Here is a 22,942-nt window from a genome sequence, read left to right as displayed (position 1 = left end):
CCCCGCCTTGACAAGCACCCCCGCGCCGTAGTCACACTAAAAAATCGGGGTGCCCGCGCAACCGCTCACGAGGCAATGTCGCCGCCAGGCGACGAGCCGATCACCCGAGCCGCCGCCCAAGATCCTCCCGCCCATTCCACGCCGTCATCAACGCGTAAACCAAACAAGTCACCAACGGCGCGGCCAGCACCACCCACCCCGTCTCGATCCGAGGCGCCTGCTCAATCACCGCCCCCAACGCAGGCGGCGCGTCCACCGAATACTTCGAATTGGCGAACGCAGGCCCCATCTGCGTCCCCAACCAAGCCGCGACCAACGCCCCGCCGGCCGCGGCCACCAACACCACCGGCCCCCGCCGCTCCCGCAGGAACCACACGACCAGCCCGATCAACAACCCGGCAGCCATCGCCAAAAACCCGAACACGGCCAGATCGTCGAACCGATGCCAGCTCTCCAGCTCCAAAGGCGCCAGCTGACCGTTGGACCCGATCACCCGCACCTTCTCCGCCGGAGCCAGCAGAGACCACAACCACCCCAGAGGAATCCCCAGCAACGCGGCAGTCGAGAGAACGCTCACCGCGGGAAGCAGATCAGCTTTCACCACCACCCGCGGCCGCTGCGCGGGAAACAACACCGGCACCGACCACCCCTCAGCGACCGCCGAAGACCGATGCGCCGCCTTGCCCGCGGAATCGACCACCCGAGGCTCCCTTCCCTGCGCGTGCGTTCCCTGCGAGTGTGCGGGACTGAGAGTAACCGGTGGCCGAGCGTTTGCTCGCCACGACTCCGTCGCGGCAAAGAAAACGCCCCGGTTTCTTCCGCCCCGATCCGGGGCCGATCGGATCGCCCAGCACGGAAACCGGGGCGATTTGCCGTCCTAGTTCTGCGCGGAGGCAGCGGCGGTGAACGCCTCCGGATCGAACTCCCCGCCGAACCACGGCGACAACCCCTGCCGCGCCTGCTCGGCGAAGGTCTCCCGGTCCGCCGCGCCCAGGCCCGCGGGAAGAACCCCCAGCAAAGGTGCGCCACCGGCGACCGGCAGATCCCGCAGGTTCTCCAGCGCGGCCAGATCAGGATCAGCAGGCCAGGACCCGATAATCACGCCCACGACATTCAACCCGCGCCGAGTGGCCACCTCAGCGGTCAACGCGGTCGTGTTGAGCGTCCCCAGCCCGGCCTGCGCGACGAGAACCACCGGCGCCCCCAGCGACCACGCGACATCCGCCAGCGTGCTCCCCTGCGGGTCGAACCGGACCAGCAGCCCGCCCGCACCTTCGACCAGGGTGAGGTCGTGCGCCGCGTCCAGTTCGCTGGCGGCGGCGGCGATCTCCCCGGGCCCGACCGTCGGGAGCCCGGAGCGCCGGGAAGCGGCTTCCGGCGACAACGGATCCGGATAGCGCCGCAGCTCCCGGATCGTCAGGTCCTTGCCTGCCAGCCGCACCACCTCGGCGAGGTCTCCTGCCTCGCCGGGGAGCACGCCGGTCTGCGCGGGCTTCAGCACCGCGACGCGTTGTCCCTGCGCGAGGGCCAGCGCCGCGATCGCCGCGGTGGCGACCGTTTTGCCGACGTCGGTCCCGGTTCCGGTCATCACGAGCGTCGTCACGAGCCATCAAGATATTGCCGTGCTCCCCGATGTCAACACTCGGGGTTCCCTCGCGCGCACCCGGAGGCACGCGCGAGGGCCCGGGTCAGCCGGCCGGGGCCGCCGCGGGCGCTCCCGCGGCCACGAACTCGCCCTTCGCCGGGTCGGCGAGGTACACCTGCGCCTCGCCCACGTCGAAGTACAGCCCGGTCAGCGCCAGCTCGCCGCGTGCTTCGGCCTCGGCCACCAGCGGGTACTGCCGCAGATGCGTCAGCTGCTGGAGGACGTTGTGCAACGCCAGCCGGTCCGGTTCGCGCTCCGGCCGTTCCCCGCCGAGGGTCACCGCGCCCGCCCGCTTCCGGCTCGGTTCGGCGTGCACCAGCCAGGTCGCGAGCGCGGTGTCCACGGGCGGGCCGCTGGCCAGCGCGCCCATCGCACCGCACGAGGAGTGCCCGCACACCACGATCTCCCGCACCCCCAGCACCCCGACCGCGAATTCGATCGCCGCGTTCGTCGACGGATCGGCCTGCCCGGGCGGCACCAGGTTGCCGATGTTGCGGATGGTGAACAGGTCGCCCGGACCGGACGTGGTGATCAGGTTCGGCACGATCCGGGAATCACCGCACGTGATGAACAGCGTGTGCGGCTGCTGGGCGTGCGCGAGCCCGCTGAGGACGTCCTTGAGCAGCGGCGCGGCCCGGCGCTGGAACTCCGTCGCGCCCCGGTGCGTGCGCTGCCCGGGCACCCGCACGTCCACCGCCTGCCAGGCCGACCACGGGGCCAGCCACCTCGGCATCGCACCGGCGGCGGCGGTGCGCCGGAGCGTCGGGCGGCCTTCCTTGCCCTTCGCGAACCACGGATGCCCGATCTCGTCGACGACCACCGTGCCGCCGGTCCGTTCGTGCGCCTGCTGCCAGGCGGAAAGACTCTCGAACGCCGCGTGGTCGAGGTAATCGGCGACCAGTTCCAGCGTCACCTTCGAGCCCGCCGGGATCGTGCCGAGCACCTTCGTCAGCCGCGGCACGGACAGGAACGTCAGCACTCCTTCGACGATCACGCGCCATTCGCCGCCGTGGTGCTCGGCATGCACGCCCGACCACACGGTCCGGCGCAACATCAGCAGCACGGCCAGCACGATCCCGGCGAGCACGCCGGTCAGCAGGTCGAACACGACCACCCCGGCGACAGTCACCAGGTAGAGCGGCAGATCGCCGTGGCGCAGCACCTGCCGCAGATGACCGGGATTCACCAGCTTCGCGCCGACGTGCACGAGCAGCCCGGCCAGCGCGGCCAGCGGAATCGACTTCAGCACCCCGGCGAGCGCGACCACGAACACCAGCACCCACACGCCGTGCAGGATCGCCGACGCCCGCGTGCGCGCCCCGGCCGCGACGTTGGTGGAACTGCGCACGATCACGCCGGTGACCGGCAGTCCGCCGAGCGCGCCGGACACCATGTTCGCCGCGCCCTGACCGATCAGCTCGCGGTTCAGGTTGGCGCGCGGGCCGTTCTGCAGTTTGTCGACCGCGACCGCCGACAGCAGGCTCTCGACGCTGGCGATCAGCGCGATCGTGATCACCGCGACCGCGACCTGGCCCCATCCGCCGTCCGGCAGCTGCGGTGTGAAGCGGATTTGCAGCAGGTCGCCGGGCAGTTCGACGCGCGGCAGCGTCATTCCGGCGACCAGGGACACTGCCGTCGCGACCGCGATGGCCGCCAGCGGTCCGGGGATTTTCCGCACCGCCGCGGGAAGCTTGGGCCAGACCAGCAGGATGGCGAGGGTCAGGATGCCGATCAGGGCGGCGGCGTCGTGGTGCGCGGCGATCTGCGCGGGCAGCTGGGCGATGTTCTCCAGCGCCGAACTCTGCGCCTTTCCGCCGAACAGCACGTGCAATTGGCCGAGCACGATCGTGACGCCGATCCCGGCGAGCATCCCGTGCACGATCGCCGGCGAGATAGCCAGCGCGGCCCGCGCGACGCGGCTCAGGCCGAACAGGATCTGCAGCGCCCCGGCGAGGACGGTGATCAGGCAGGTGACCGCCCAGCCGAAGGTGGAGATCGTCTCCGCCATCAGCACGGTCAGCCCGGCGGCGGGCCCGCTGACCTGCAGCGGAGAGCCGCCGAGAGCGCCGGCGACCACACCTCCGACGACAGCGGCGATCAGCCCGGCGACGATCGGCGCGCCGGACGCTAGGGCGATCCCGAGCGAAAGCGGGACCGCGACGAGGAATACCACGAGCGAGGCGGGCACGTCGTGGCGAAGCACGGCAAGTCGTCTCATGCTGACCAGGAAACCGATGTTCCTGTGAAATGTCCGCTATGTCCCACTCTATGGAGTGGATCTTTATCGAATAACCCACGATCGGGTTGCGTGACCCGGCAAGATCCACTACGGGCAGCCACGCAAAACCCGAAGTAACCTCAGGCCTTCGCCGCCGCGGCCGACATCGCCGAGGTGATCACCGCCAGGTCCGCGTCGGTGCTGACGTACGGGGGCATCGCGTAGATCAGATCCCGGAACGGCCGCAGCCACGCGCCTTCCGCGGTCACCACTTCGGTCGCGACGCCCATGTCCACCTCGTGATCGAGCTGCAGCACGCCGATCGCACCCAGCACCCGCACGTCCACGACGTGCGGCAGCTCCCGGGCCGGTGCAAGTCCTTGGCGCAGCGCGGTTTCGATCCGCGCGACGTCGGTCTGCCATTGGCCGTCGGCCAGCAACCCGAGCGAGGCGTTGGCGACCGCCGAAGCGAGCGGATTCCCCATGAACGTCGGCCCGTGCGCGAGCACCGGAAGCTCGCCGCGCGTGATGCCGTCGGCGATTTCGGGCGTGCACAACGCGGCGGCCATCGTGAGGTAGCCGCCGGTGAGCGCCTTGCCGACACACAGCACGTCGGGCGTCACGCCAGCGTGCTCCGCCGCGAAAAGCCTTCCCGTACGGCCGAATCCGGTCGCGATCTCATCGAAAACAAGCAATACGTCGTGTTCCCGAGTCAGCTCGCGCAGCGCGCGCAGGTAACCGGGATGGTGAAACCGCATGCCGCCCGCGCCCTGCACCACCGGTTCCACGATCACCGCGGCCAGTTCGTCCGCGTGCTGCTCGATCGCCTTCGCCAATTCGTCCACATAGGACTGATCGACCGGGGTGCCGAAACCGGACGGCGGGGCCGGCACGAAAACCTGTTCCGGCAGCACTCCGCGCCACAGCGAATGCATGCCGCCGTCGGGATCGCAGACGCTCATCGGCGTGAACGTGTCGCCGTGGTAGCCGCCGCGCCAGGTCAGCAGCCGATGCTTGCCGGGCAGCCCGCGGGAACGCTGGTACTGCAAGCACATTTTCACCGCGACCTCGACCGAAACCGAGCCGGAATCGCACAGGAACACGTGCTCGAGCCCGTCCGGCGTCATCTCGACGAGGGTCTTCGCGAGCATGATCGCCGGTTCGTGGGTGAGCCCGCCGAACATCACGTGGCTCATCCGCCCGGCCTGCTCCCGCAACGCGGCGTCGAGCACCGGGTTCCGATAGCCGTGCACCGCGGCCCACCAGGACGACATGCCGTCGACCAGTTCCCGTCCGTCGGCGAGCTTCAGCCGCACCCCGCTCGCCTCTTCCACGAGCAAGGGCGGCACCCGGCCCGGCATCGGCGCGTAGGGATGCCACACGTGCGCGGCGTCGAGGGCGAGGAGATCGGCAGCACTGGGTTCCACCCACCGACCCTAACCGGGCAGCGGGCGGAACCGCAGTGACAGCCGCTACGCCCCCTTCGTCCGCACCGGCAGCGCCAGCACGCCGTGCACCAGCGAACTCGGCCGGTAGACGATCCTCTCGACGGGCACGGCCAAGCTCAGCTCCGGGAACCGCGCCAGCAGCGAACCCAGCGCGATCTGCGCCTCCAGCCGGGCCAGCGGCGCGCCGACGCAGTAGTGGATGCCGTGCCCGAACGCGAGGTGCCCGCCGGGCGGGCGCGTGACGTCGAGCTTGTCCGGGTCGGGGAACTTCTCCGGGTCGCGGTTGGCCGACAGCAGCGAGATCTGCAGGAACTCGTCGTTCGGCACGGTGACGCCGCCCGCCTCGATCTCCTCGACCGTGTAGCGCAGCGTCGCGAAATTGATCGGCCCGTCGAACCGGAGGAACTCCTCGACCGCACCCGGCAGCAAGCTCGGGTCGGCACGCAGTTTCTCCGCCTGTTCGGGCTCGCGCAGCAACGCGAACGTGGCGTTGGCGATCAGGTTGACCGTCGTTTCATGCCCGGCGACCAGCAGCAGGAACGCCATCGAGATCAGTTCGTCTTCGTCGAGCGAATCGCCTTCGTCGCTGGCGTGCACGAGGTCCGACAGCAGGTCTTCGGCGGGTTCGGCGCGCTTGCTCTCGACCAGTTGCTGCAGGTACTCCTGCATCTCGCGCGCCGCCACGGCCTGGGCCTCCGGGTCCTCGGAGAACGACAGCAGCATGTGCGACCAGGCAGTGAACTCGCTGCGGTCCTCGACGCGCACGCCGAGCAGCTCGCAGATCACGGTGATCGGCAACGGCTCGGCGAACGCCTGCACCAGGTCGACCTGCTCGTGCCCGGCCATCTCGTCGAGCAGCGCATCGGCGATCTCCTGGATCCGCGGCCGCAACCGGGCGACGGTGCGGGCGGTGAACGCCTTGTTCACCAGCTTGCGCAGCCGGGTGTGGGCGGGCGGATCGCTGTTGAGCATGTGCCGGGTGAGCAGATTGCCGAAGTCCGGCACCTGGACGTCCTGGCCGACCTTCGCCGCGTACACCCGCTGCACGTCGCCGCTGTCCTTGCTGACCCGAGGATCGTTGAGCAGCTCGCGCGCTTGCTCGTATCCGCTGACCAGGTAGGACGGGATGCCGCGGCGGGCGGTGATCGGGCACACCGCACCGGATTCGCGCCGCCGCGCCAGCCATTCGTGCGTGTTCTGCCAGAATTCCTCGTCCGCGAAAGGAAGTTCCTCGGCATGTTCGTCGACGCTCACTGCGAGTCCCCCTGAGCAGTTCGGTCAGCGTTCGGCCAATGCCGCCTCGACGCGCTCGACCACTTGTTTCCAATATGCCCGCTGCTCGGCCTTTTCCGCCACGTCCGCGAGCTGTTCCTGGCGGATCTTCAGCGTGCTGCGCTTGCCGAGATCCGCGACCTCGAGTTCCAGCAAGGAATCGTGATCCCAGTCCGTCGGACGCCAGGTAAGCCGCAAGCGGTCGTCGGAATAGCTGCGGATTTCGCCGGTCGTGCCGTGTTCGGTCTCGTATCCGGCCCCGCGTTCGCGCGGCAGGTCGACTCCGGGGCCGAGCCAGATCTCCACGCCGTCCCCCAGCAGGAACTCCCACACCCGGCTGCCCGGGTACGGCATCGTGCGGGAAACGGCTGTCTCCCAACGACTCCGCCCGGTCTTGCCCTCCTCGTTGGCCATGCCGCCATCATGGCATCGGGGACCGACGGAAACCGGTGCGGGATCATGCGATCGTGCGCTACCGCCCCATCTCCCCCGACGCCCTCGCCGCCGAGCTGACCGAGCGCGTCGACGCGCTCACCCACCGCAGGCGAATCGCCGTCGCCATCGACGGAGCGGCCGGAACCGGCCCGCTCGCGGAGGCGTTGACCGACCCGCTGAAGCTGCTCGGCCGAGCCGCGCTGCACGTGCCCGCCGCCGGTTTTTTGCGACCAGCGTCACTCCGTTTCGAGCACGGGAAACAGAATCCGGACGCACGGTATACCGATTGGCTCGATTTAGGCGGTCTGCGCCGGGAAGTGCTGGACCCGCTCGCCGACGACGGAAGCGGCGAAGTGCTGCCCGCGCTGTGGGACGCCGAACGCGACCGCGCGACCAGGTTGCCGCGCGTCCCGGTCCCGGACCGAGGCGTCGTCCTGGTCGACGGGGAGTTCTTGCTCGGCGCGGGATTGGCGTTCGATTTCGTGGTGCATTTGTGGCTTTCGCCGGGTGCACTGCGCCGCCGAGTGCCCGACGAATGGGCGCTGCCCGCCTACGAACGCTACGAAAACGAAGTCGATCCGAGCGCCCTCGCGGACGTCGTGGTCCGCGTGGACGACCCGCGCCACCCGGCGATCTACGAACCCTGAGCCGCGTCAGCGCACCGCCGCCACCGGATCGCCGTCCAGGAGCGTCGAGAGGCGCTGCGCCATCGTGTCCCAGCGCCAGTTCTCGGCGACCCAGGAACGGCCCGCCTCGCCCATCCTGCGGGCGCGGACCGGGTCGGACAGCAGCGCCGCCAAGGTTTCGGCGAGCTGGCCAGCGTCGCGGCCGTCGACCACGTGCCCGGTCACCTCGTCCAGCACCGCTTCCGGCGCCCCGCCGGACGTCCCCGCGACCACCGGCAGCCCGGTCGCGGACGCCTCCAGGTAGACGATGCCGAGCCCTTCCACGTCGAGCCCCTTGCCGCGCGTGCGGGCAGGCATCGCGAAGACGTCGCCCGCGTTGTAGTGCGCGGGCAGTTCCTCCCACGGGACCGAGCCGGTGAAGACCACGTCGCCGGCGACATCGAGCGCCTCGGCCAGCTGAGCAAGACGCTTGCGATACGGACCGCCGCCGACAAGCAGCAACGCCGCGCCGGGCACCCGCTCGCGGATCGCGGGCAACGCGGAGATCAGCATGTCCTGCCCCTTGCGCGGAACGAGCCGCGAAACGCACACGACGGTCGGCCGGTCGCCAAGCCCATGCCGAGCACGGATTTCCTCCCGCCCAGCCGGATCCGGCGCGAAAACCGTGGTGTCGACGCCGCTCGGCAGCATTTCCAGCCCAGCATGCCGCCCGAACGCGGCGGCGAACCGATTGCGCGTGTACTTGCTGACGTACGTGACGACGTCCACCGTCTCGCCGATACGCCGCAACGCTTGCCGCGACGCGGGCAGCATCGACCAGCCGACTTCGTGCCCGTGCGTGGACGCGACGATCCGGCGCGCGCCTGCCTGCCGCAGCGGGTGCCCCAGCAGCGCGAGCGGAGCGGCCGCGCCGAACCAGACGGCCTCGCAGTCGCGGGCACGCATGATCTGCTTCGCACGCCGCAGGACGTCCGGCGTGGGGAGCATCAGCGACGTCGGATGACGCACCACTTCAAAGGGCGCGGCCGCGTCGAATTGGACGTGCGAGCCGCTGCTGCGCTCCCAGGAAGGCGCGTAGACGACGAGGTCGTCCGCGGGCAGCCGGGTGGCCAGCGAATTGAGGTAATTCTGGATGCCCCCGGGGCGCGGCGGGAAGTCGTTCGTCACGAGCAGGGTCCTCAGCACCCCCGCAGGCTACCGACGAGCAGTTGCCCGGCACCGGCCCGGTGAAGCGGGAACGTCTTGCCGGGTGCCCGGCTCCGGCTGGCTCTTGACCGCGGCCGCCGGGGATCGGCGCGCAGCCTCAAACACGAAACGGACGCTCGGCTCGCCTCGGCCCGTCACTCGCGCACGCATCAGCTGAGCCGACGACCTCGCCGGTGGCCGGCACGCAGAACCCCGCACGAAACCGGCACGCGGCTCACCTCGCCTCCCAGCCGCCCGCACATCAGCCCGCCAACGATCAGCGCGCAACCCACCCTCGACACCGCCATCAGCCCGCCAACGGTCGGCGCGCCACCCACCCGCGACACCGGCACTCCGCTCACCTCGACCCGCCATCCGCCCGCACATCGGCTCGCCAACGATCAGCGCGCAGCCCACCCTCGACACCGCCATCGGCCCGCCAACGATCAGCGCGCAGCCCCGCACATGAAACCGGCACGCGATTCACCTGGGCCCGCCACCCGCCCACGCATCGCCTCATCTGACGACCTCGCCGGTGGCCGGCGCAGTCCCACGCGCAGAACCGACTCGCAGGCCCCCATAAAAAACCGGGGTGGTGCCGCACTTGCGGCACCACCCCGGCGAAAGCGAGAACGTCCGGTCAGGCGACCCGGCGCGCGCCCACGTACTGGCTCTGCAGCGGCGAGATCTTGACGACGTCGCCGGTGGTCGGCGCGTGCACCATCATCCCGTTGCCGATGTACATGCCCACGTGCGAAACCGGCGAGTAGTAGAACACCAGGTCGCCGGGCTGCAGCTGGCTGCGCGGAACCGGCGTGCCGGTGGTGCTCTGCTCGCGGCTCGACCGCGGCAGCGAGATGCCGGCCTGCCGGTAGGCCCACTGCATCAGGCCCGAGCAGTCGTACGAGCTCGGCCCGGTGGCGCCCCACTCGTAGGGCTTGCCCCGCTGGCTCAGCGCGGCCTGGACCGCGGCCGCCGCGGCCGGGCCCGCGTTCGCGAGGTCCACCGAGATGTCGCCGCCGGTGTCCTTCTGCGCGTTGCGGTCGGCCTGGCTCAGTGCCGACGAGGTCTTCTTCAGCTCGGCGACCTGGTCGTCGAGCGTCTTCTTCTTGGCCGTGATGTCCTCGGTCAGCTTCGCCGCCGCGTCGCGCGCCGCGGTGGCCCGCTGCGCGGCGTCGGAGGCCAGCTTCTCGGCGGACTTGGCCTGGTCGACCGCGCCCTGGAGCTTCTCCAGCGCGGCCGCCTTCTGCGAGGCGATCTGGTCCAGCGCCGACGAACGGTCGAGGAACTCCTGCGTCGACGTGCCCGCCAGCAGCGCGGACAGCTTGTTCATCTGCACGCCGGACAGGAACGACGCGTTCGCGAACTTGTCGACGTCGACCTTGTACTTCTTCTCGTTCTCGGCGGCCTGCGCGGCGAGGTTGTGGGCATTGCCCACGTCGCCGTTGGCCTTGTCGAGGTCGCCCTGGCGGGCGGCGAGGTCGTCCTTGGCTTTGAGGAGGTCCTCGTTCGCCTTCTCCGCCTGCGCCGCGAGGTCGCGGTACTTGGCGAGAGCGTCCGAACCGGAGTCCGGCGGGGCCTGGAGGACGGGGAGGGGGGAAGCGGCTGCGGTGCCCGCCGGCTGCGCCACGGTGACGACTGCGATCACCGAGGCGGCCGCGAGGGCGCCTGACACCACGCGCTTGACTGGATGCGACTGCACGGCCGCGCGGGTCTCCTTTGCTCGTCGGGCCGCCGTGGCCGGAACCCCGGCGCGGAAGAGGTCGGGGGCCCTCTTCGCGCACGCTGCCCGTCCGCGTTCCGGCCGTCGTGTGCCACAACAGCTTTTCCCGCGCACGGTGGTTGGTTCCGGTCCTGACTCCCCGACAAAGCCGAACCGGCGGCGATCCCGCGTCGCCGTCGTCCGACAGCTGCCTGGCGCGAGATCTCGGCCAGGTTACGAAAAGACCGTCGGCGCGTCCACCGGGCCCCCCGTAAAAACTCTCCGTAGTCCGGCGAAACACCATCGGACCAGCAAGGCAGTTACACGTGACTTAGGTCACACGCTCTGGCAGCACAAACGACCCCTTCGACTACTTACCGTTCACCGCACCGAGGCGACCGCTCGGCGAGCCAGTGTCACCCACTGGTGTCACGCCGACCTACTGTCGGTCTCCGGAACCAGGCGCAGCCGGGGCACCATCCCCGCCTCGGCGAGCGCGTCGACAGCCCGCCGTTCGTCCGCGTCCCAGACGAGCCCGACCGGCGGCCCGAGCAGCACGCTGACCACGCAATCGGCACACGCCGCCCCGCGCACCGCACACCGGTCGCAGTCGACGACGAACGTGTCGATGTCCTCGACCGCGACGTCCACCGCACCGGCCGGACGCCGCTCTTCCTGGCGGGAGGCACCAGGTTTCGCCCGCTTCATGCTTCGTGCCGCGCCCGGGCGTGGTGGTGCCGCGCGCCTTCGGCTGCCCGCTTCCGCTCGCTCGTCTTCGCCGGACGAAGCCGCGGCAGCGGCGCTCCCGCCGGGACCGGACGAAACGCCGCTTTCCCGGCACGCCTCCAGATCCCGGTCTCGCACCTGGCCCGTGGCCGGACTCACCCCAGTGGCAAGACTCACCGCCGGCCCCTCCCCGCCCGGGTGACCGCCCCGGTCCCGCGGCTGGGACTGTTCAGCCGCACGCTCATGCCGATGGTCCGGCGGCCGGGAGCGCTCTGCCGCCCCGCCACCGACCCTGCCGTCCCGATCTCCCGACCTCGCAGCGAAGCGAACTCCCCCGCTGACCACAGCCGGATCCCCCGCGTGCGCGCCGGAACCGACCCCGAACCGCTCCTGCTTGTTCTCGCCCATGACCGGGCCTCCGTTCGTCCGCGAGGCCCCGGACCGGTTCCGGGAATCGCCTCGGGAACAAACGGTAGGAAGCACCACCGACAATTTCCGGAGCCCGCACGCCGGGCAGGGGTCAGACCCGACCCAATCGGCTGACCAGAACCGCCGACGCCACCGGGTGCGCACCGCCCGCGCGGACCGAGTCCGCGACCGCCCGGTCGGACGTCGCGACGACCATCGGGCGGCCCTTCGGCTCGGCCGCGACCAGCGACCGGATCACATCGTCGGCGAGCACGCCACGCTCGGAAAACAGCACTCTGACCCCGCGCGGCACCGCGGCGGGCACCGACAGCACACCGGCCCCGTCGAACACCACCGTGACCTCCGCCGACGTGCGCGCGGCCAGCGCCGAGAGCTGATGCACCAGCCGGTCGCGCTGATCGGCCAGCGCCAGTTCCGGGTAACCCGTTTTGGTGACGTTGTAGCCGTCCACGATGAGATGGACGTTCGGCAGCGCCAGATGCCGGTCGAGCGCCGTGACGTCCTGGATCCGCCCGCCCGGGCCGAGTCCGGACCGCGCGCCGCTCACCATGTCGGCAGGACGCGCGCCGCGGTCTCCCAGGGCGAGTTCGCGACGCAGGCCGTGCACGGCGCCGTCGATCGTGTCCACCAGCAACGCCAGCCGGACCTCGTCGGCCTCCCTGGCCTCGCGCGCCGACTGCCGGGCCATTTCCGCGTCCGCGACCGCTCGTTCGGCACGAGTGCGTTCGGCGGCGACCCGGCGGCGTTCCCGGTCGAGCTGCGCGTTCAGCATCTCGATCTCGCGTTCCCGCGTCGCGCCCCCGTCGGCCAGTTCCGCGCGCGCCGCCTCGGCCGCGTCCTTGGCCTGCCGCAGCAGCACGCCCTGCTCCCGCAGCCGGCGCAGCAGCTTCTCGACCTCGGCCTCGCGTTCGCCGCGCGCGCTCTCGACCGCCCCGCGCGCCTCTTCCAGTTCGGCTCGCAGCTCGGCGATTTCGACTTCCAGCCGCTGGTTCCGGGCCAGCGCAGCGTCCCGCTCAGCGCGCAGCGCGGTTTCCTCGGCGTTCTTCGCGACCAGCCGCACGCGTCCGGCCGCACCGGATTCGCCGAGCAGCACCGCGGCGGCAGCGGCGGCGACGGAGTCCGAAACGTTCGGGTCCAGCGCGTCGGTCCGGTGCTCGCGCAGCCATTCCAGGACCGCGGTCCGGAACTGCGCGGAGTCCCCCAACGCGGTCAGCAGCGCGGTGCCGCCGAGCTTCGCGCGCTTGGCCGGGGCGAACTTCGCGACCGGCCGCAGCTGCCTGGGCACGTCCGCGACCGGCAGTTTCGCGACCGCGGCCGCGGTCAGTTCGGCGATCCGCTCGCGCACCGCCTCCGGCAGGCTCGTCCAGGTCGCCGGTTCCGGACACGTCCCCGGTTCCGGGACCTCGGCGTCCTCTTCCGCCCGCGCCGGAACCGCCGAGGGGCCGACGGCCTCCGCGGCTTCTTCCGGTTCGACGGGCTGAGGGTGCATTGGTCCAGGGTAGGCCCCGCCGCCGGATCCCGCGCCGCACCGGCCCGTTCCGCTGGTCACCATCGGGCCGCGGGCGGCGCGCGCCAAGATTGTCGGTGGTCGGCCCTACTGTGCGCGATCATGGAGACCCGACCGAGGCCGGACCAGGCTCAGCTGGCGTTCGACGAGCTCGGCACCCCGCTGCGGGACACCACGTTCGTCGTGTTCGACCTCGAAACCACCGGCACCAAGCCGGGGCCGGACGGGATCACCGAGATCGGCGCGGTCAAGGTCCGCGCCGGACAGGTGCTGGGCGAGTTCGCGACGCTGGTCAACCCGGGCACGCCGATCCCGCCGCAGATCGTCGAGCTGACCGGGATCACGCAGGCGATGGTCTACGACGCGCCGCGGATCGAACGCGTGCTGCCCGCGTTCCTGGAGTTCATCGCCGGCACTGTCCTGGTCGCGCACAACTCCGGCTTCGACACCAGCTTCATGAAGGCGGCCTGCGAGGGGCACGGCTACGTCTGGCCGCGCCCCACCGTCGTCTGCACGGTGAAGCTCGCGCGCCGCGTCATCCCGCGCGAAGAAGCGCGCAGCTACCGGTTGTCGTCGCTTTCCATGCTGCTCGGCGCGCGCACCCGGCCGACGCACCGTGCGCTCGACGACGCCCGCGCCACCACCGACGTCCTGCACGCGTTGCTGGAGCGCGTCGGCAACCTCGGCGTGCACACCGTCGAGGAGCTGATCGACTACCTCCCGGACGTCACGCCCGCACAGCGGCGCAAGCGAAACCTCGCCGCCGACCTTCCGTCGCGGCCCGGCGTCTACCTCTTCAAGGGACCGCGCGACGAAGTCCTGTACGTCGGCACCGCGCGCGACCTGAGAAGGCGCGTGCGGACGTATTTCACCGGTTCCGAAAGCCGGGGCCGGATCCGGGAAATGGTCGCGCTGGCGGAGCGGGTGGACGCCATCGAGTGCGCGCATTCCCTCGAAGCCGAGATCCGCGAACTGCGGCTGATCGCCGCGCACCGGCCGGCCTACAACCGGCGTTCGAAAAACCCGCACCACGGCTGGTGGATCAGCCTCACCGACGAGGCTTTCCCGCGGCTTTCCGTGGTCCGCCTGCCGCGCGCGGGCACGCTCGGGCCGTTCCGCAGCCAAGCCGACGCGCGCACCGCCGCCGAGACTCTCGCCGACGCTTCCGGGCTGCGCACCTGCACGCAACGCATCTCCGCCACCGCCGCGTCCGGCACGCCGTGTGTCCTGGCGGAACTCGGCCGCTGCGGAGCCCCGTGCGCGGGAAGGCAGACCGTCGCCGACTACTCCCCTGCCGTGGAAGCTGCCCGCGGGCTCATCGCGGGTCACGACGGCCGTCCGCTGCATCTGGCGGCGGCACGGCTGGAGGAGATGTCGGAGCGACGGCATTACGAACAGGCCGCGCGCCACCGCGACGAACTGGCCGGGTTGGTCCGTGCTGTCGGCCGCGCGCACCGGCAGGCCGCGCTGGCGTCGGTCGCGGAACTCATCGCCGCGGCCCCGGACGGCAATGGCGGCTGGGAACTGTCGGTGATCCGCTACGGCAGGCTCGCTTCCGCTGGGGTCGCCCGGCGTGGGGTGCCGCCGATGCCAGTGGTCGAATCCCTGGTCGCTGCTGCGGAAACGGTGTTGCCTGGCGACGGCCCGCTGCGGGGTGCTCCCGGTGAGGAGGTCGGGATCTTGCTGCGCTGGCTCGCCCGTCCGGGGACCCGGCTCGTGCGCACCACCCGGCCGTGGGCCGAGCCCGCCGCTGTCGCCGGATGGCAAGCCTGGCTCGCGCGGGTCGCCGACGCCCGGTCCCTCGAACACGTCGCGGGCTGAGCCGACCGCCGCGACAAAACACCGCCTCGAACGCTCCGGCTCAGCGGCAAACCGCACCCCCGGCACGGAGCCCCTCGACGAACGCACCGGGTTCTTGCCGCGCGGCTTGTCCGCACCGCCCGGCCGCCGGGCCCGCTCCCTCGAAGACAGCGCACCCGCCACACCATGCGGGAGCGTGTTCCCGGCTACGATCGCGCACGTCGGTTACCGCCAGGAAGTGGGAGGAACGCTGTGATCACGGCGATCGTGCTGATCAACGTAGAGGCCGAGGAAATCCCGCAGGCCGCGCAGGCGATCGCGGACCTCGACCAGGTGTCCGAGGTCTACTCGTGCGCCGGGGACGTCGACCTCATCGCCACCGTGCGCGTGCAGGCCCACGAAGACCTCGCCGACCTCATTCCCGGCCGCATCGGCAAGGTCCGCGGCGTGCTCGACACCGTCACCCACATCGCGTTCCGGTCCTACTCGCGCGCCGACACCGACTCCGCGTTCGAGATCGGCGTCGAAGGAGCCTGAGAATTGTCGTACCCCCGGGCTAACGTCCGGGGCATGACGGCACTGCGGCTGGCCGAGGTCACCAGCGACAACGTGGGCGCGGCGGGCGATCTGTCGGTGGCGCCGCACCAGGAGCGTTACGTGGCCCCGGTCGCCCGCTCGCTGGCCGAGGCCTACACCCAGCCAAGCGTCGCCTGGCCGAGGCTGGTCTACGCCGGAGACGACCTCGTCGGCTTCGTCATGGCCGCCTTCGATCCGGGCTGTCCGATCGACTACTTCCGCTGCGGCATCTGGCGGCTGAACATCGCTGCCGAGCACCAGAAAAAAGGCTACGGAAAGTTCGCCGTCGAAGCGGTCCTCGCCGAGGCCGCCGCCGCGGCGAAGAGTCCGCGACGGTGCTTTGGGTGCCCGGAGAGCACAGTCCGGAGCCGTTCTATCTGCGGCTGGGATTCCAGCCCACCGGCCAGATTCACGACGGCGAGGTCGTCGCCCGCATGCGGCTCTGAACCCCGCCGAAGAGCGCTACCGTATTTCGCATGACGACCCCGAGACTGGTCGAAGTCACGGTCGACAATGTGGAAGACGCCTGCGATCTCAAAGTGGCGAAGCATCAACGCGACTACGTGGCATCCGTCGCCTGCTCGCTCGCCGAAGCCTATGTCCAGCACGAAATCGCCTGGCCGAGGCTGATCTACGCCGGGAAGAAACTCGTCGGCTTCGTCATGGCCGCTTTCGACCCGGACAACCCGACCGACTACTACCGCAACTACCTGTGGCGGCTGAACATCGCCGCCAAACACCAGAAGAAGGGCTACGGACGGTTCGCCGTCGAAGCGGTGCTGGCCGAAGCGCGCCGCCGCGACGCCGAATACGTCACGGTCAGCTGGATGCCCGGCAAACACAGCCCGGGGCCCTTCTACCAGCAGCTGGGCTTCCGGCCGACCGGCGAAATGGACGACGACGAGATCGTCGCCCGCATCCAGCTCTGAAACCCTCCCGGCACAGCGAGAAGGCCCCTCCCTCGCGATGAGGAAGGGGCCTTCCGGCGTTCAGCGAATCTCAGCGGGCTCAGTGCCCGGAACCGACCTCGGTCGACTCCTCGGAGCCCTCGAGCTTCCCGTGCCCGTTCCCGTGGCCGTTGCCGCGAGCGCGGTCGAGCGCCTTCGTCTCCTCCGCCGGGTCCGGCGTCCAGATCGAACCTGGGACGGCGTGGCCCGCGGTGCCGAGCTTGTTCATCTTCTTCGGCACCGCCGCGCCCTGGTATTCGAGCGGGATGGCGTGGCCGTGGCTGTCCGTGCCGCCCAGCGGCTGGTGGATCTCGATGAACTCGCCGTGCGGCAGCCGCTTGATGATGCCGGTCTCGACGCCGTGCTCCAGCACCTCACGGTCGGACCGCTGCAGGCCCAGGCAGATCCGGTAGGTGAAGTAGTACGCGAGCGGCGGCACGATCAGCACGCCGATGCGGCCCGCCCAGGTCGTCGCGTTCAGCGAGATGTCGAACTGGTCGGCGATGATGTCGTTGAAGCCGGACAGCTCGATCACCGCGAAGAACCCTAGCGCCATCATGCCCAGCGCGGTGCGGACCGGTGCGTCGCGCGGCCGCTGGAGCAGGTTGTGGTGCGCGGTGTCCTTGGAGAGCTTCCGCTCAAGGAACGGGTACGTCAGCAGCAGCGCGAACAGGATCGGCATGCCGATCGCGCCAGGGAAGAACACCGCCGGGATCGTGTAGTTCCCGAGGTAAACCTCCCAGGCGGGCCAGATCCGGAGCATGCCGTCGGCCCAGGCCATGTAGTAGTCCGGCTGGGATCCAGCGGACACCATCGACGGGTTGTACGGCCCGAAGTTCCACACCGGGTTGATCTGGAACAGGCCGGACATCAGCGCCAGCACGCCCACCACCAGGGTGAAGAACGCGCCGCCCTTGAGGGCGAAGTACGGCATGATCCGCACGCCGACGACGTTGGTCTCCTTGCGCCGCACGCCCGGGAACTGGGTGTGCTTCTGGTACCAGACCAGCGCCAGGTGCGCGCCGATCAGGGCCAGCATGATGCCCGGGACCAGCAGGATGTGCAGCGTGTAGAGGCGCGGGATGATCTGGTCGCCGGGGAATTCCCCGCCGAACAGCGCCCAGTGGATCCAGGTGCCGATCACCGGCACCGACAGCACGATGCCGGACAGGGTCGCGCGGATACCGGTGCCGGACAGCAGGTCGTCCGGGAGCGAGTAGCCGAAGAAGCCCTCGAACATGCCCAGGATCAGCAGCAGGCCGCCGATGACCCAGTTCGCTTCACGGGGCTTGCGGAACGCGCCGGTGAAGAAGATCCGGAGCATGTGCACCATCATCGACGCGACGAAGATCAGCGCCGCCCAGTGGTGCAGCTGCCGCACGAACAGGCCGCCGCGCACGTCGAACGAGATGTCCAGCGTGGTGCGGAACGCCTGGGACATTTGCATGCCCTGCATGTTCGTGAAGCTGCCGTGGTAGGTGACCTCCTGCATGGAGGGGTCGAAGAACAGCGTCAGGTACACCCCGGACAGCAGGATGACGATGAAGCTGTACAGCGCGATCTCGCCCAGCAGGAAGGACCAGTGGGTCGGGAACACCTTGTTCATCTGGTGCCGCAGGCCCTTGGCCAGCTTGTACCGCTGGTCCGCGTTGTCCGCGGCCTCGCCCAGGTGCTTCTGGAGTGCGCTCGTGCCCTTGGTCGGCGTGGTGAGTGAACTCATGACTTACGCTCCCAGAAGGCCGGTCCGATGGCCTCGATGAAATCGCCCTTCGCGATCAAGTATCCCTCTTCGTCAACCGTGATCGGAAGCTGAGCGAGCGGACGCGTCGCCGGGCCGAAGATCGGCTTCGCGTAGTGCAGGGCGTCGAACTGCGACTGGTGGCACGGGCAGAGGATGCGGTTCGTGCGCTGCTCGTACAGGGAGGTCGGGCAGCCGACGTGGCTGCAGATCTTCGTGTACGCGTAGTAGTCGCCGAAGTTGAAGTCCTCCTGGCCCTTGCGCTTGACCACGCGCGAGGCGTCGGTCGGGCGCAGCCGGATGAGCATGACCGGGTTGTCCACCCGCATCAGCGCCTCGGCCAGCTTCTTCTCGTCGCCCTTCTCCGACTCGCGGTACGGGAAGACCGTCTCCATCGCGCCCGCGTCCAGGTCCTCGGCCTTGACCAGCGCGACGCCTTCCTTGACGTCGGCTTCGAGGTTGCCGGTGTTGCGGCGCAGGTAGACCTTCTCGCCCGGGAAGTTCGGCAGCCATCCGGTGTGCCAGAGGCCGTCCTTGTTCTCGGTGTCCTTCCACGGGTCCTTGATGAAGGACGCGATCGGCAGCGCCGCCACCGCGAGGCCCAATGCGCCCGCGCCCGCGCCGGCGGTGCGCTTGATCAGCGACCGGCGGGCGATGCCGTTGCGGGTCCCGGCGTCGGCGAGGTGGGCCAGGATGGTGGCCCGGTCGACCTCCGCGGACGGGCCGTCGCTGCGCTGCTGCACCGCGACCTCGTGCGGGACGAACTTCTTCGTGTAGAGGATCACGCCGATGCCGAGCGACAGCACCGCGAGACCGAGCGTGACGCCGAGCGCCGGGGTGTAGAGGCTGTAGGTCGAGTGCCCGGTCGGGTCGCTCGGGTCCTTGTACTCCCACCACTTCGGCCACGCCATCACGACCACGAACGCCAGGCCGGCGAGCGCCGACAGGGCGAACCAGAACGCGACGAGACGCTGCGCGCGCCGCTCCGCGCGGGTGCCCTCGACCGGCCACGGCTCCGGGTACTCGACGATTTCGACGCCGTCCAGCTGACCGCCGAGCTTGAGCAGCTCGTCGCGGTCCATCTCAGCCAGCTCCGCCTCCGAGGGCGGCTTGGGCCCTTCGGCACTCATGCCTTCGATCCAATCCACAGCGTAATGCCGACGAGCGCGGCGATTCCGACGACGAAGGCGATGACGCCTTCGGAGGCGGGGCCGACCCCGCCGAGACCGTTGCCGCCCGGGTCGTTGTTGCCGTCGGACACCGACTTGACGTAGGCGATGATGTCCTTTTTCTCCTCCGCGCTGAGCTGGCGGTCGGAGAACTTCGGCATGTTCTGCGGCCCGGTGAGCATCGCGTCGTAGATCTGCTCCTCGGTGGCCGGGTCGAGCGGCGGCGCGTACTTGCCCGCCGACAGCGCGCCCCCGCGGCCGGTGAAGTTGTGGCACGAGGCGCAGTTGAGCCGGAACAGCTCGCCGCCGCGCGCCGGGTCGTTGCCGCGCAGCGCCTCGCCGCGCTCCTCCGGACGCTGCGCGCCGCCGCCGTGCGCCTGCACGTAGGCGCCGACCGCGTCGATCTCGCTCGGGGTCAGCTTCGGCGGCTTGCGGGCGATCTGCGCCTCCTGGCGCGCCGCGGGCATCCGGCCGGAGGAAGTCTGGAAGTAGACGGCCGCGTCGCCGATGCCGATGAGGCTCGGACCGCGGTCCTTGACGCCCTCGAGGTTCGCGCCGTGGCATTCGATGCAGGTGTTGTTGTAGACCTGCTCGCCCTGGCGCAGCAGCGCCGGGTCGCCCTGTGCCTGCGCGGTCTGCGGTTCCGGGGCGAAGACGGCGTACAGGGCGCCGGCCCCCACCAGGGCGACGCCGAGTGCGAGCACGCCCGCGAGGCGCCTGCGCATCTTCGAGCGCGCGCGGAACCGGCGCTCCGAGGATTTGGTGCTGGTGGTCATCTTGCGGCAACCCTTGCTGTCAGTTCAGGCCGTTTTGTGGTGGGCGGTGCGGAGATCAGGGGAGGATGTAGATCACCGCGAAGAGGCCGACCCACACGATGTCGACGAAGTGCCAGTAGTACGACACGACGATCGCCGAGGTGGCCTGCGCCGGAGTGAACTTGCTGAGCTTCGTGCGGACCAGCAGGAACACGAAGGCGATGAGCCCGCCGATCACGTGCAGGCCGTGGAAACCGGTCGCGAGGTAGAACACCGTGCCGAACGGGCCGGACGGGATGGTGAGCCCCTCCTCGACCAGGTTGTGGTACTCGTTCGCCTGCCCGAACACGAAGATCGCGCCCATGATCAGCGTCACGATGTACCAGCGCCGCAGGCCGTAGACGTCGCCCCGCTCCGCGGCGAACACGCCGAACTGGCAGGTCAGCGACGACAGCACGAGGATCACCGTGAACGGGATCGCGTACGCGACGTTGAGGTGGAACTCCTCGCCGTGCAACGGCGGCGGCCAGGACGCCCCGGCCGGGTTCTGCGCCTTGACGGTGAAGAACATGGCGAACAGTCCGGCGAAGAACATCAGTTCGCTGGACAGCCACACGACGGTGCCGACACTGACCATGTTCGGCCGGTTCAGCGAGTGGACCCGCTGGCTGATGGTGGGAGCTGCCGTTGTCACGAATCGCATTATGTCCTCTCGCGACCGCACCCCGCCCGCCGGGTCTGCGGCGGGTCGTGGGAGCTTCGCGTCACACCCGCGCGCGAGACGCGGACCAGCGGCGGAAGGAGTTACTCGTGAGTTGGCTGGAGAAGCTCCGTGACCTGGTCAGAAAGCCGGAAAAAGCGGTGCTCGACCCGGACGCGCCCGGTCTGGCGACCGTCGTTTCGGCGTTCGACCCGGCCGTCGCGGATTCGGCGGTGCTCGCTGATTCACCCGGCTGGGCAAGCGAAGCGCCCGCGGTGCTCGTCCATCACCTCGTCCTTCCGGCGCACCGGATCGACGAGGCGGCGGCGATTCTCGCGCAGGACGGCTACGACCTGCGCGAACAAAGCCGCGACGGCGACCGGGTGCTGGCGCACGCCCGGCGGGTGCAGGTGCTGGACGCCCTGCACTGCGCCCAGGAACGGTCCCGGATGGCCGGTCTGGCGCAGCGGCTCGGCGGCTGACGCTCCGGGCTGGGAGGCGCGGCAACCGGGTGACTCGCCCACCGCGTCCGCGTGAGATGCGTCTCGGCCGATACGATCGCGGCTGTTCCACCCGTGACGAGACGGAGGCGTGCTCAATGAGCGAGCAGTCCCAGCGGATCCTGGTGTTCAGCCACAAGGCCGAGGTCCGCGAGGCGATCATGAACGCCGTCGGCAGGCGCCCGGCGGCCGACCTCGGCCGCGTCGAGTGGGTCGAGGCGGCCGGCATCGCCGACGTGCTCGCCGAAATGGACGCGGGCTCGGTCGACCTCGCGATCCTCGACGGCGAGGCCCAGCCGACCGGCGGCATCGGCCTGACCCGCCAGCTCAAGCACGAGATCGACGACTGCCCGCCGATCGTGGTGGCCGTCCGCCGCCGCGACGACCGATGGCTCGCCACCTGGGCGCTGGCCGACGCCGTGCTGGTGCACCCCCTCGACCCGCTGACCGCGGCGGAAACCGTCGCCGGCGTGCTGCGCGCCGGGCGGGTCCCCGCCGTCAACGGCGGCTGAGCCCGGTGGGCGCCACCCCGCAGCACACCTGGCCCGCGCTGCTCACCCGGCTCATCGCAGGCGAGGACCTGGCGGGCGAGGACACGGCGTGGGCGATGGACCAGATCATGTCCGGCAGCGCCGGGCAGGCGCAGATCGGCGGCTTCGCGGTCGCGCTGCGCGCCAAGGGCGAAACGCCCGAGGAGATCTCCGGCATGGCCGACGCGATGCTGTCGCACGCCCGGCGGATCACGCTGAGCCGCCCGGCGGTGGACATCGTCGGCACCGGCGGCGACCGGTCGAACTCGGTGAACATCTCCACGATGGCGACGATCGTCACGGCGGCGGCGGGCGCGCCGGTGGCCAAGCACGGCAACCGGAGCGCGTCGTCGAAGTCCGGCGCGGCCGACGTGCTGGAAACCCTCGGCGTGAAGATCGACCTGCCGCCGGAAGCGGTGCTCGCGTCGCTCGAGGAGATCGGCATCGGGTTCTGCTTCGCCCCGGCGTTCCACCCGGCGTTCCGGCACACCGGCCCGCCGCGGCGCGAACTGGGCGTGCCGACCACGTTCAACCTGCTCGGCCCGCTGACCAACCCGGCGCAGCCGCAAAGCGCGCTGATCGGGTGCGCCTACGCCGACAAAACCCGTGCGCTGGCGGAGATTTTCGCTCAGCGTGGGATGTCGGTGCTGGTGGCCCGCGGCGACGACGGACTGGACGAGATCACCACCACCACGACGACGTCGGTCCTGGTGGTTTCCGGCGGCACGGTGACGGAACGCACCTTCGACCCGCGGTCGCTCGACATCCCGCGCGCCACGGCCGAGGACCTGCGCGGGGGCGACGCGGCGGCGAACGCGGAGGTCGTCCGGGAACTGGTCAGCGGCAAGACCGGCCCGGTGCGCGACGCGGTGGTGCTGAACGCCGCCGCCGCGCTGGCCGCCTTCGCGGGCTTCTCTGATTCGCTCGAGGACGACTTGGCGGCCGGACTGGACCGAGCGCGCCAGGCCATCGACAGCGGCGCGGCAGCGGCGCTGCTGGACCGGTGGATCGCGTTCTCCTCGACCAGCCGCTGA

General features: G+C 70.3%; 21 protein-coding genes and 1 pseudogene. 8 read left to right on the top strand and 14 right to left on the bottom strand.

Annotated elements, in window-relative coordinates:
* Window positions 1–100: 100 nt before the first annotated feature.
* The 6 genes from H4281_RS44465 to H4281_RS44440 all read right to left on the bottom strand — a co-directional run bounded on the left by H4281_RS44465 (window position 101) and on the right by H4281_RS44440 (window position 6,997).
* The gene (locus tag H4281_RS44465) at window positions 101–640 is read right to left on the bottom strand and encodes a DUF2567 domain-containing protein (protein WP_446680400.1); all 540 of its coding nucleotides are present in this window, start codon (window positions 638–640) and stop codon (window positions 101–103) included.
* A gap of 237 nt (window positions 641–877) precedes the next feature.
* The gene (gene bioD / locus H4281_RS44460) at window positions 878–1,603 is read right to left on the bottom strand and encodes a dethiobiotin synthase (RefSeq protein ID WP_182896852.1); all 726 of its coding nucleotides are present in this window, start codon (window positions 1,601–1,603) and stop codon (window positions 878–880) included.
* Window positions 1,604–1,688: 85 nt separating this feature from the next.
* The gene (locus H4281_RS44455; RefSeq protein ID WP_182896851.1) at window positions 1,689–3,863 is read right to left on the bottom strand and encodes a SulP family inorganic anion transporter; all 2,175 of its coding nucleotides are present in this window, start codon (window positions 3,861–3,863) and stop codon (window positions 1,689–1,691) included.
* 140 nt (window positions 3,864–4,003) lie between these two features.
* On the bottom strand, window positions 4,004–5,290 hold the full coding sequence (locus tag H4281_RS44450; RefSeq protein WP_182896850.1) for an adenosylmethionine--8-amino-7-oxononanoate transaminase: 1,287 nt from the start codon (window positions 5,288–5,290) through the stop codon (window positions 4,004–4,006).
* A gap of 45 nt (window positions 5,291–5,335) precedes the next feature.
* Window positions 5,336–6,565, bottom strand: a complete 1,230-nt coding sequence (locus H4281_RS44445) for a cytochrome P450 family protein (RefSeq protein WP_182896849.1) — start codon at window positions 6,563–6,565, stop codon at window positions 5,336–5,338.
* 24 nt (window positions 6,566–6,589) lie between these two features.
* A complete protein-coding gene (locus H4281_RS44440; RefSeq protein ID WP_182896848.1) occupies window positions 6,590–6,997 on the bottom strand; it encodes an SRPBCC domain-containing protein in 408 nt (135 codons plus the stop codon).
* A gap of 53 nt (window positions 6,998–7,050) precedes the next feature.
* Here H4281_RS44440 and H4281_RS44435 point away from each other — a divergent pair, with 53 nt between their 5' ends.
* The gene (locus tag H4281_RS44435) at window positions 7,051–7,665 is read left to right on the top strand and encodes a nucleoside/nucleotide kinase family protein (protein WP_182896847.1); all 615 of its coding nucleotides are present in this window, start codon (window positions 7,051–7,053) and stop codon (window positions 7,663–7,665) included.
* A gap of 6 nt (window positions 7,666–7,671) precedes the next feature.
* Here the strand turns inward: H4281_RS44435 and H4281_RS44430 are convergent, their stop codons facing one another.
* The 4 genes from H4281_RS44430 to H4281_RS44415 all read right to left on the bottom strand — a co-directional run bounded on the left by H4281_RS44430 (window position 7,672) and on the right by H4281_RS44415 (window position 13,175).
* Window positions 7,672–8,829 (bottom strand): glycosyltransferase family 4 protein, encoded by a 1,158-nt coding sequence (locus tag H4281_RS44430; RefSeq protein ID WP_182896846.1) that lies wholly within the window; start codon window positions 8,827–8,829, stop codon window positions 7,672–7,674.
* Between the two features lie 640 nt (window positions 8,830–9,469).
* On the bottom strand, window positions 9,470–10,531 hold the full coding sequence (locus tag H4281_RS44425; RefSeq protein WP_182896845.1) for a C40 family peptidase: 1,062 nt from the start codon (window positions 10,529–10,531) through the stop codon (window positions 9,470–9,472).
* Between the two features lie 429 nt (window positions 10,532–10,960).
* Window positions 10,961–11,239 (bottom strand): hypothetical protein, encoded by a 279-nt coding sequence (locus H4281_RS44420; RefSeq protein WP_182896844.1) that lies wholly within the window; start codon window positions 11,237–11,239, stop codon window positions 10,961–10,963.
* Between the two features lie 538 nt (window positions 11,240–11,777).
* Complete coding sequence (locus H4281_RS44415) at window positions 11,778–13,175, bottom strand: NYN domain-containing protein (RefSeq protein WP_182896843.1); 1,398 nt, start codon at window positions 13,173–13,175, stop codon at window positions 11,778–11,780.
* 120 nt (window positions 13,176–13,295) lie between these two features.
* Here H4281_RS44415 and H4281_RS44410 point away from each other — a divergent pair, with 120 nt between their 5' ends.
* The 4 genes from H4281_RS44410 (at window position 13,296) to H4281_RS44395 (ending at window position 16,498) form a co-directional block, all read left to right on the top strand.
* Window positions 13,296–15,014 (top strand): DEDD exonuclease domain-containing protein, encoded by a 1,719-nt coding sequence (locus tag H4281_RS44410; protein WP_182896842.1) that lies wholly within the window; start codon window positions 13,296–13,298, stop codon window positions 15,012–15,014.
* Between the two features lie 231 nt (window positions 15,015–15,245).
* Entirely contained in the window at window positions 15,246–15,530 is a 285-nt protein-coding gene (locus tag H4281_RS44405; RefSeq protein ID WP_009074830.1) for an Lrp/AsnC family transcriptional regulator, read from the top strand.
* A gap of 33 nt (window positions 15,531–15,563) precedes the next feature.
* Window positions 15,564–16,049: a GNAT family N-acetyltransferase gene (locus H4281_RS44400; protein WP_312872295.1), complete on the top strand. Its 486-nt coding sequence runs from the start codon at window positions 15,564–15,566 to the stop codon at window positions 16,047–16,049.
* Window positions 16,046–16,498 (top strand): GNAT family N-acetyltransferase, encoded by a 453-nt coding sequence (locus tag H4281_RS44395; protein ID WP_182896841.1) that lies wholly within the window; start codon window positions 16,046–16,048, stop codon window positions 16,496–16,498. The genes H4281_RS44400 and H4281_RS44395 overlap by 4 nt, the downstream gene beginning before the upstream one ends.
* A gap of 79 nt (window positions 16,499–16,577) precedes the next feature.
* Here the strand turns inward: H4281_RS44395 and qcrB are convergent, their stop codons facing one another.
* Genes qcrB through ctaE form a run of 4 tightly spaced genes read right to left on the bottom strand, consistent with a single transcriptional unit; the run spans window position 16,578 to window position 20,881 of the window.
* A complete protein-coding gene (gene qcrB, locus H4281_RS44390; protein WP_182896840.1) occupies window positions 16,578–18,236 on the bottom strand; it encodes a cytochrome bc1 complex cytochrome b subunit in 1,659 nt (552 codons plus the stop codon).
* Window positions 18,233–19,384: a cytochrome bc1 complex Rieske iron-sulfur subunit gene (qcrA, locus tag H4281_RS44385; RefSeq protein WP_182896839.1), complete on the bottom strand. Its 1,152-nt coding sequence runs from the start codon at window positions 19,382–19,384 to the stop codon at window positions 18,233–18,235. Before qcrA ends, qcrB begins: the two co-directional genes overlap by 4 nt.
* Entirely contained in the window at window positions 19,381–20,199 is an 819-nt protein-coding gene (gene qcrC, locus H4281_RS44380) for a cytochrome bc1 complex diheme cytochrome c subunit (RefSeq protein WP_037809539.1), read from the bottom strand. The genes qcrA and qcrC overlap by 4 nt, the downstream gene beginning before the upstream one ends.
* Window positions 20,200–20,254: 55 nt before the next feature.
* Window positions 20,255–20,881 (bottom strand): aa3-type cytochrome oxidase subunit III, encoded by a 627-nt coding sequence (gene ctaE / locus H4281_RS44375; protein WP_067577952.1) that lies wholly within the window; start codon window positions 20,879–20,881, stop codon window positions 20,255–20,257.
* 107 nt (window positions 20,882–20,988) lie between these two features.
* On the opposite strand from ctaE, the pseudogene H4281_RS44370 reads away from it, so the two are divergent.
* From H4281_RS44370 to trpD, 3 genes and pseudogenes are all read left to right on the top strand, one after another.
* Window positions 20,989–21,415: pseudogene (locus H4281_RS44370) on the top strand (ribonuclease E inhibitor RraB).
* A 61-nt stretch (window positions 21,416–21,476) separates the two neighbouring features.
* Window positions 21,477–21,890, top strand: coding sequence for a hypothetical protein (locus H4281_RS44365; RefSeq protein ID WP_009074814.1), 414 nt, complete (start codon window positions 21,477–21,479; stop codon window positions 21,888–21,890).
* 5 nt (window positions 21,891–21,895) lie between these two features.
* Window positions 21,896–22,942 (top strand): anthranilate phosphoribosyltransferase, encoded by a 1,047-nt coding sequence (gene trpD, locus H4281_RS44360; protein ID WP_182896838.1) that lies wholly within the window; start codon window positions 21,896–21,898, stop codon window positions 22,940–22,942.

Origin of the sequence: Amycolatopsis dendrobii (assembly GCF_014145675.1) — a bacterium.
Lineage (GTDB): Bacteria > Actinomycetota > Actinomycetes > Mycobacteriales > Pseudonocardiaceae > Amycolatopsis > Amycolatopsis dendrobii.
This window is presented reverse-complemented; position numbering and strand designations above follow the sequence as displayed.

Coding starts and splice junctions, on each gene's coding strand:
- qcrC (WP_037809539.1), bottom strand. CDS start 20,199: ATGACCACCAGCACCAAATCCTCGGAGCGCCGGTTCCGCGCGCGCTCG.
- H4281_RS44365 (WP_009074814.1), top strand. CDS start 21,477: ATGAGCGAGCAGTCCCAGCGGATCCTGGTGTTCAGCCACAAGGCCGAG.
- H4281_RS44415 (WP_182896843.1), bottom strand. CDS start 13,175: ATGCACCCTCAGCCCGTCGAACCGGAAGAAGCCGCGGAGGCCGTCGGC.
- H4281_RS44400 (WP_312872295.1), top strand. CDS start 15,564: ATGACGGCACTGCGGCTGGCCGAGGTCACCAGCGACAACGTGGGCGCG.
- H4281_RS44440 (WP_182896848.1), bottom strand. CDS start 6,997: ATGGCCAACGAGGAGGGCAAGACCGGGCGGAGTCGTTGGGAGACAGCC.
- qcrB (WP_182896840.1), bottom strand. CDS start 18,236: ATGAGTTCACTCACCACGCCGACCAAGGGCACGAGCGCACTCCAGAAG.
- H4281_RS44455 (WP_182896851.1), bottom strand. CDS start 3,863: ATGAGACGACTTGCCGTGCTTCGCCACGACGTGCCCGCCTCGCTCGTG.
- H4281_RS44420 (WP_182896844.1), bottom strand. CDS start 11,239: ATGAAGCGGGCGAAACCTGGTGCCTCCCGCCAGGAAGAGCGGCGTCCG.
- qcrA (WP_182896839.1), bottom strand. CDS start 19,384: ATGAGTGCCGAAGGGCCCAAGCCGCCCTCGGAGGCGGAGCTGGCTGAG.
- H4281_RS44410 (WP_182896842.1), top strand. CDS start 13,296: ATGGAGACCCGACCGAGGCCGGACCAGGCTCAGCTGGCGTTCGACGAG.
- H4281_RS44395 (WP_182896841.1), top strand. CDS start 16,046: ATGACGACCCCGAGACTGGTCGAAGTCACGGTCGACAATGTGGAAGAC.
- ctaE (WP_067577952.1), bottom strand. CDS start 20,881: ATGCGATTCGTGACAACGGCAGCTCCCACCATCAGCCAGCGGGTCCAC.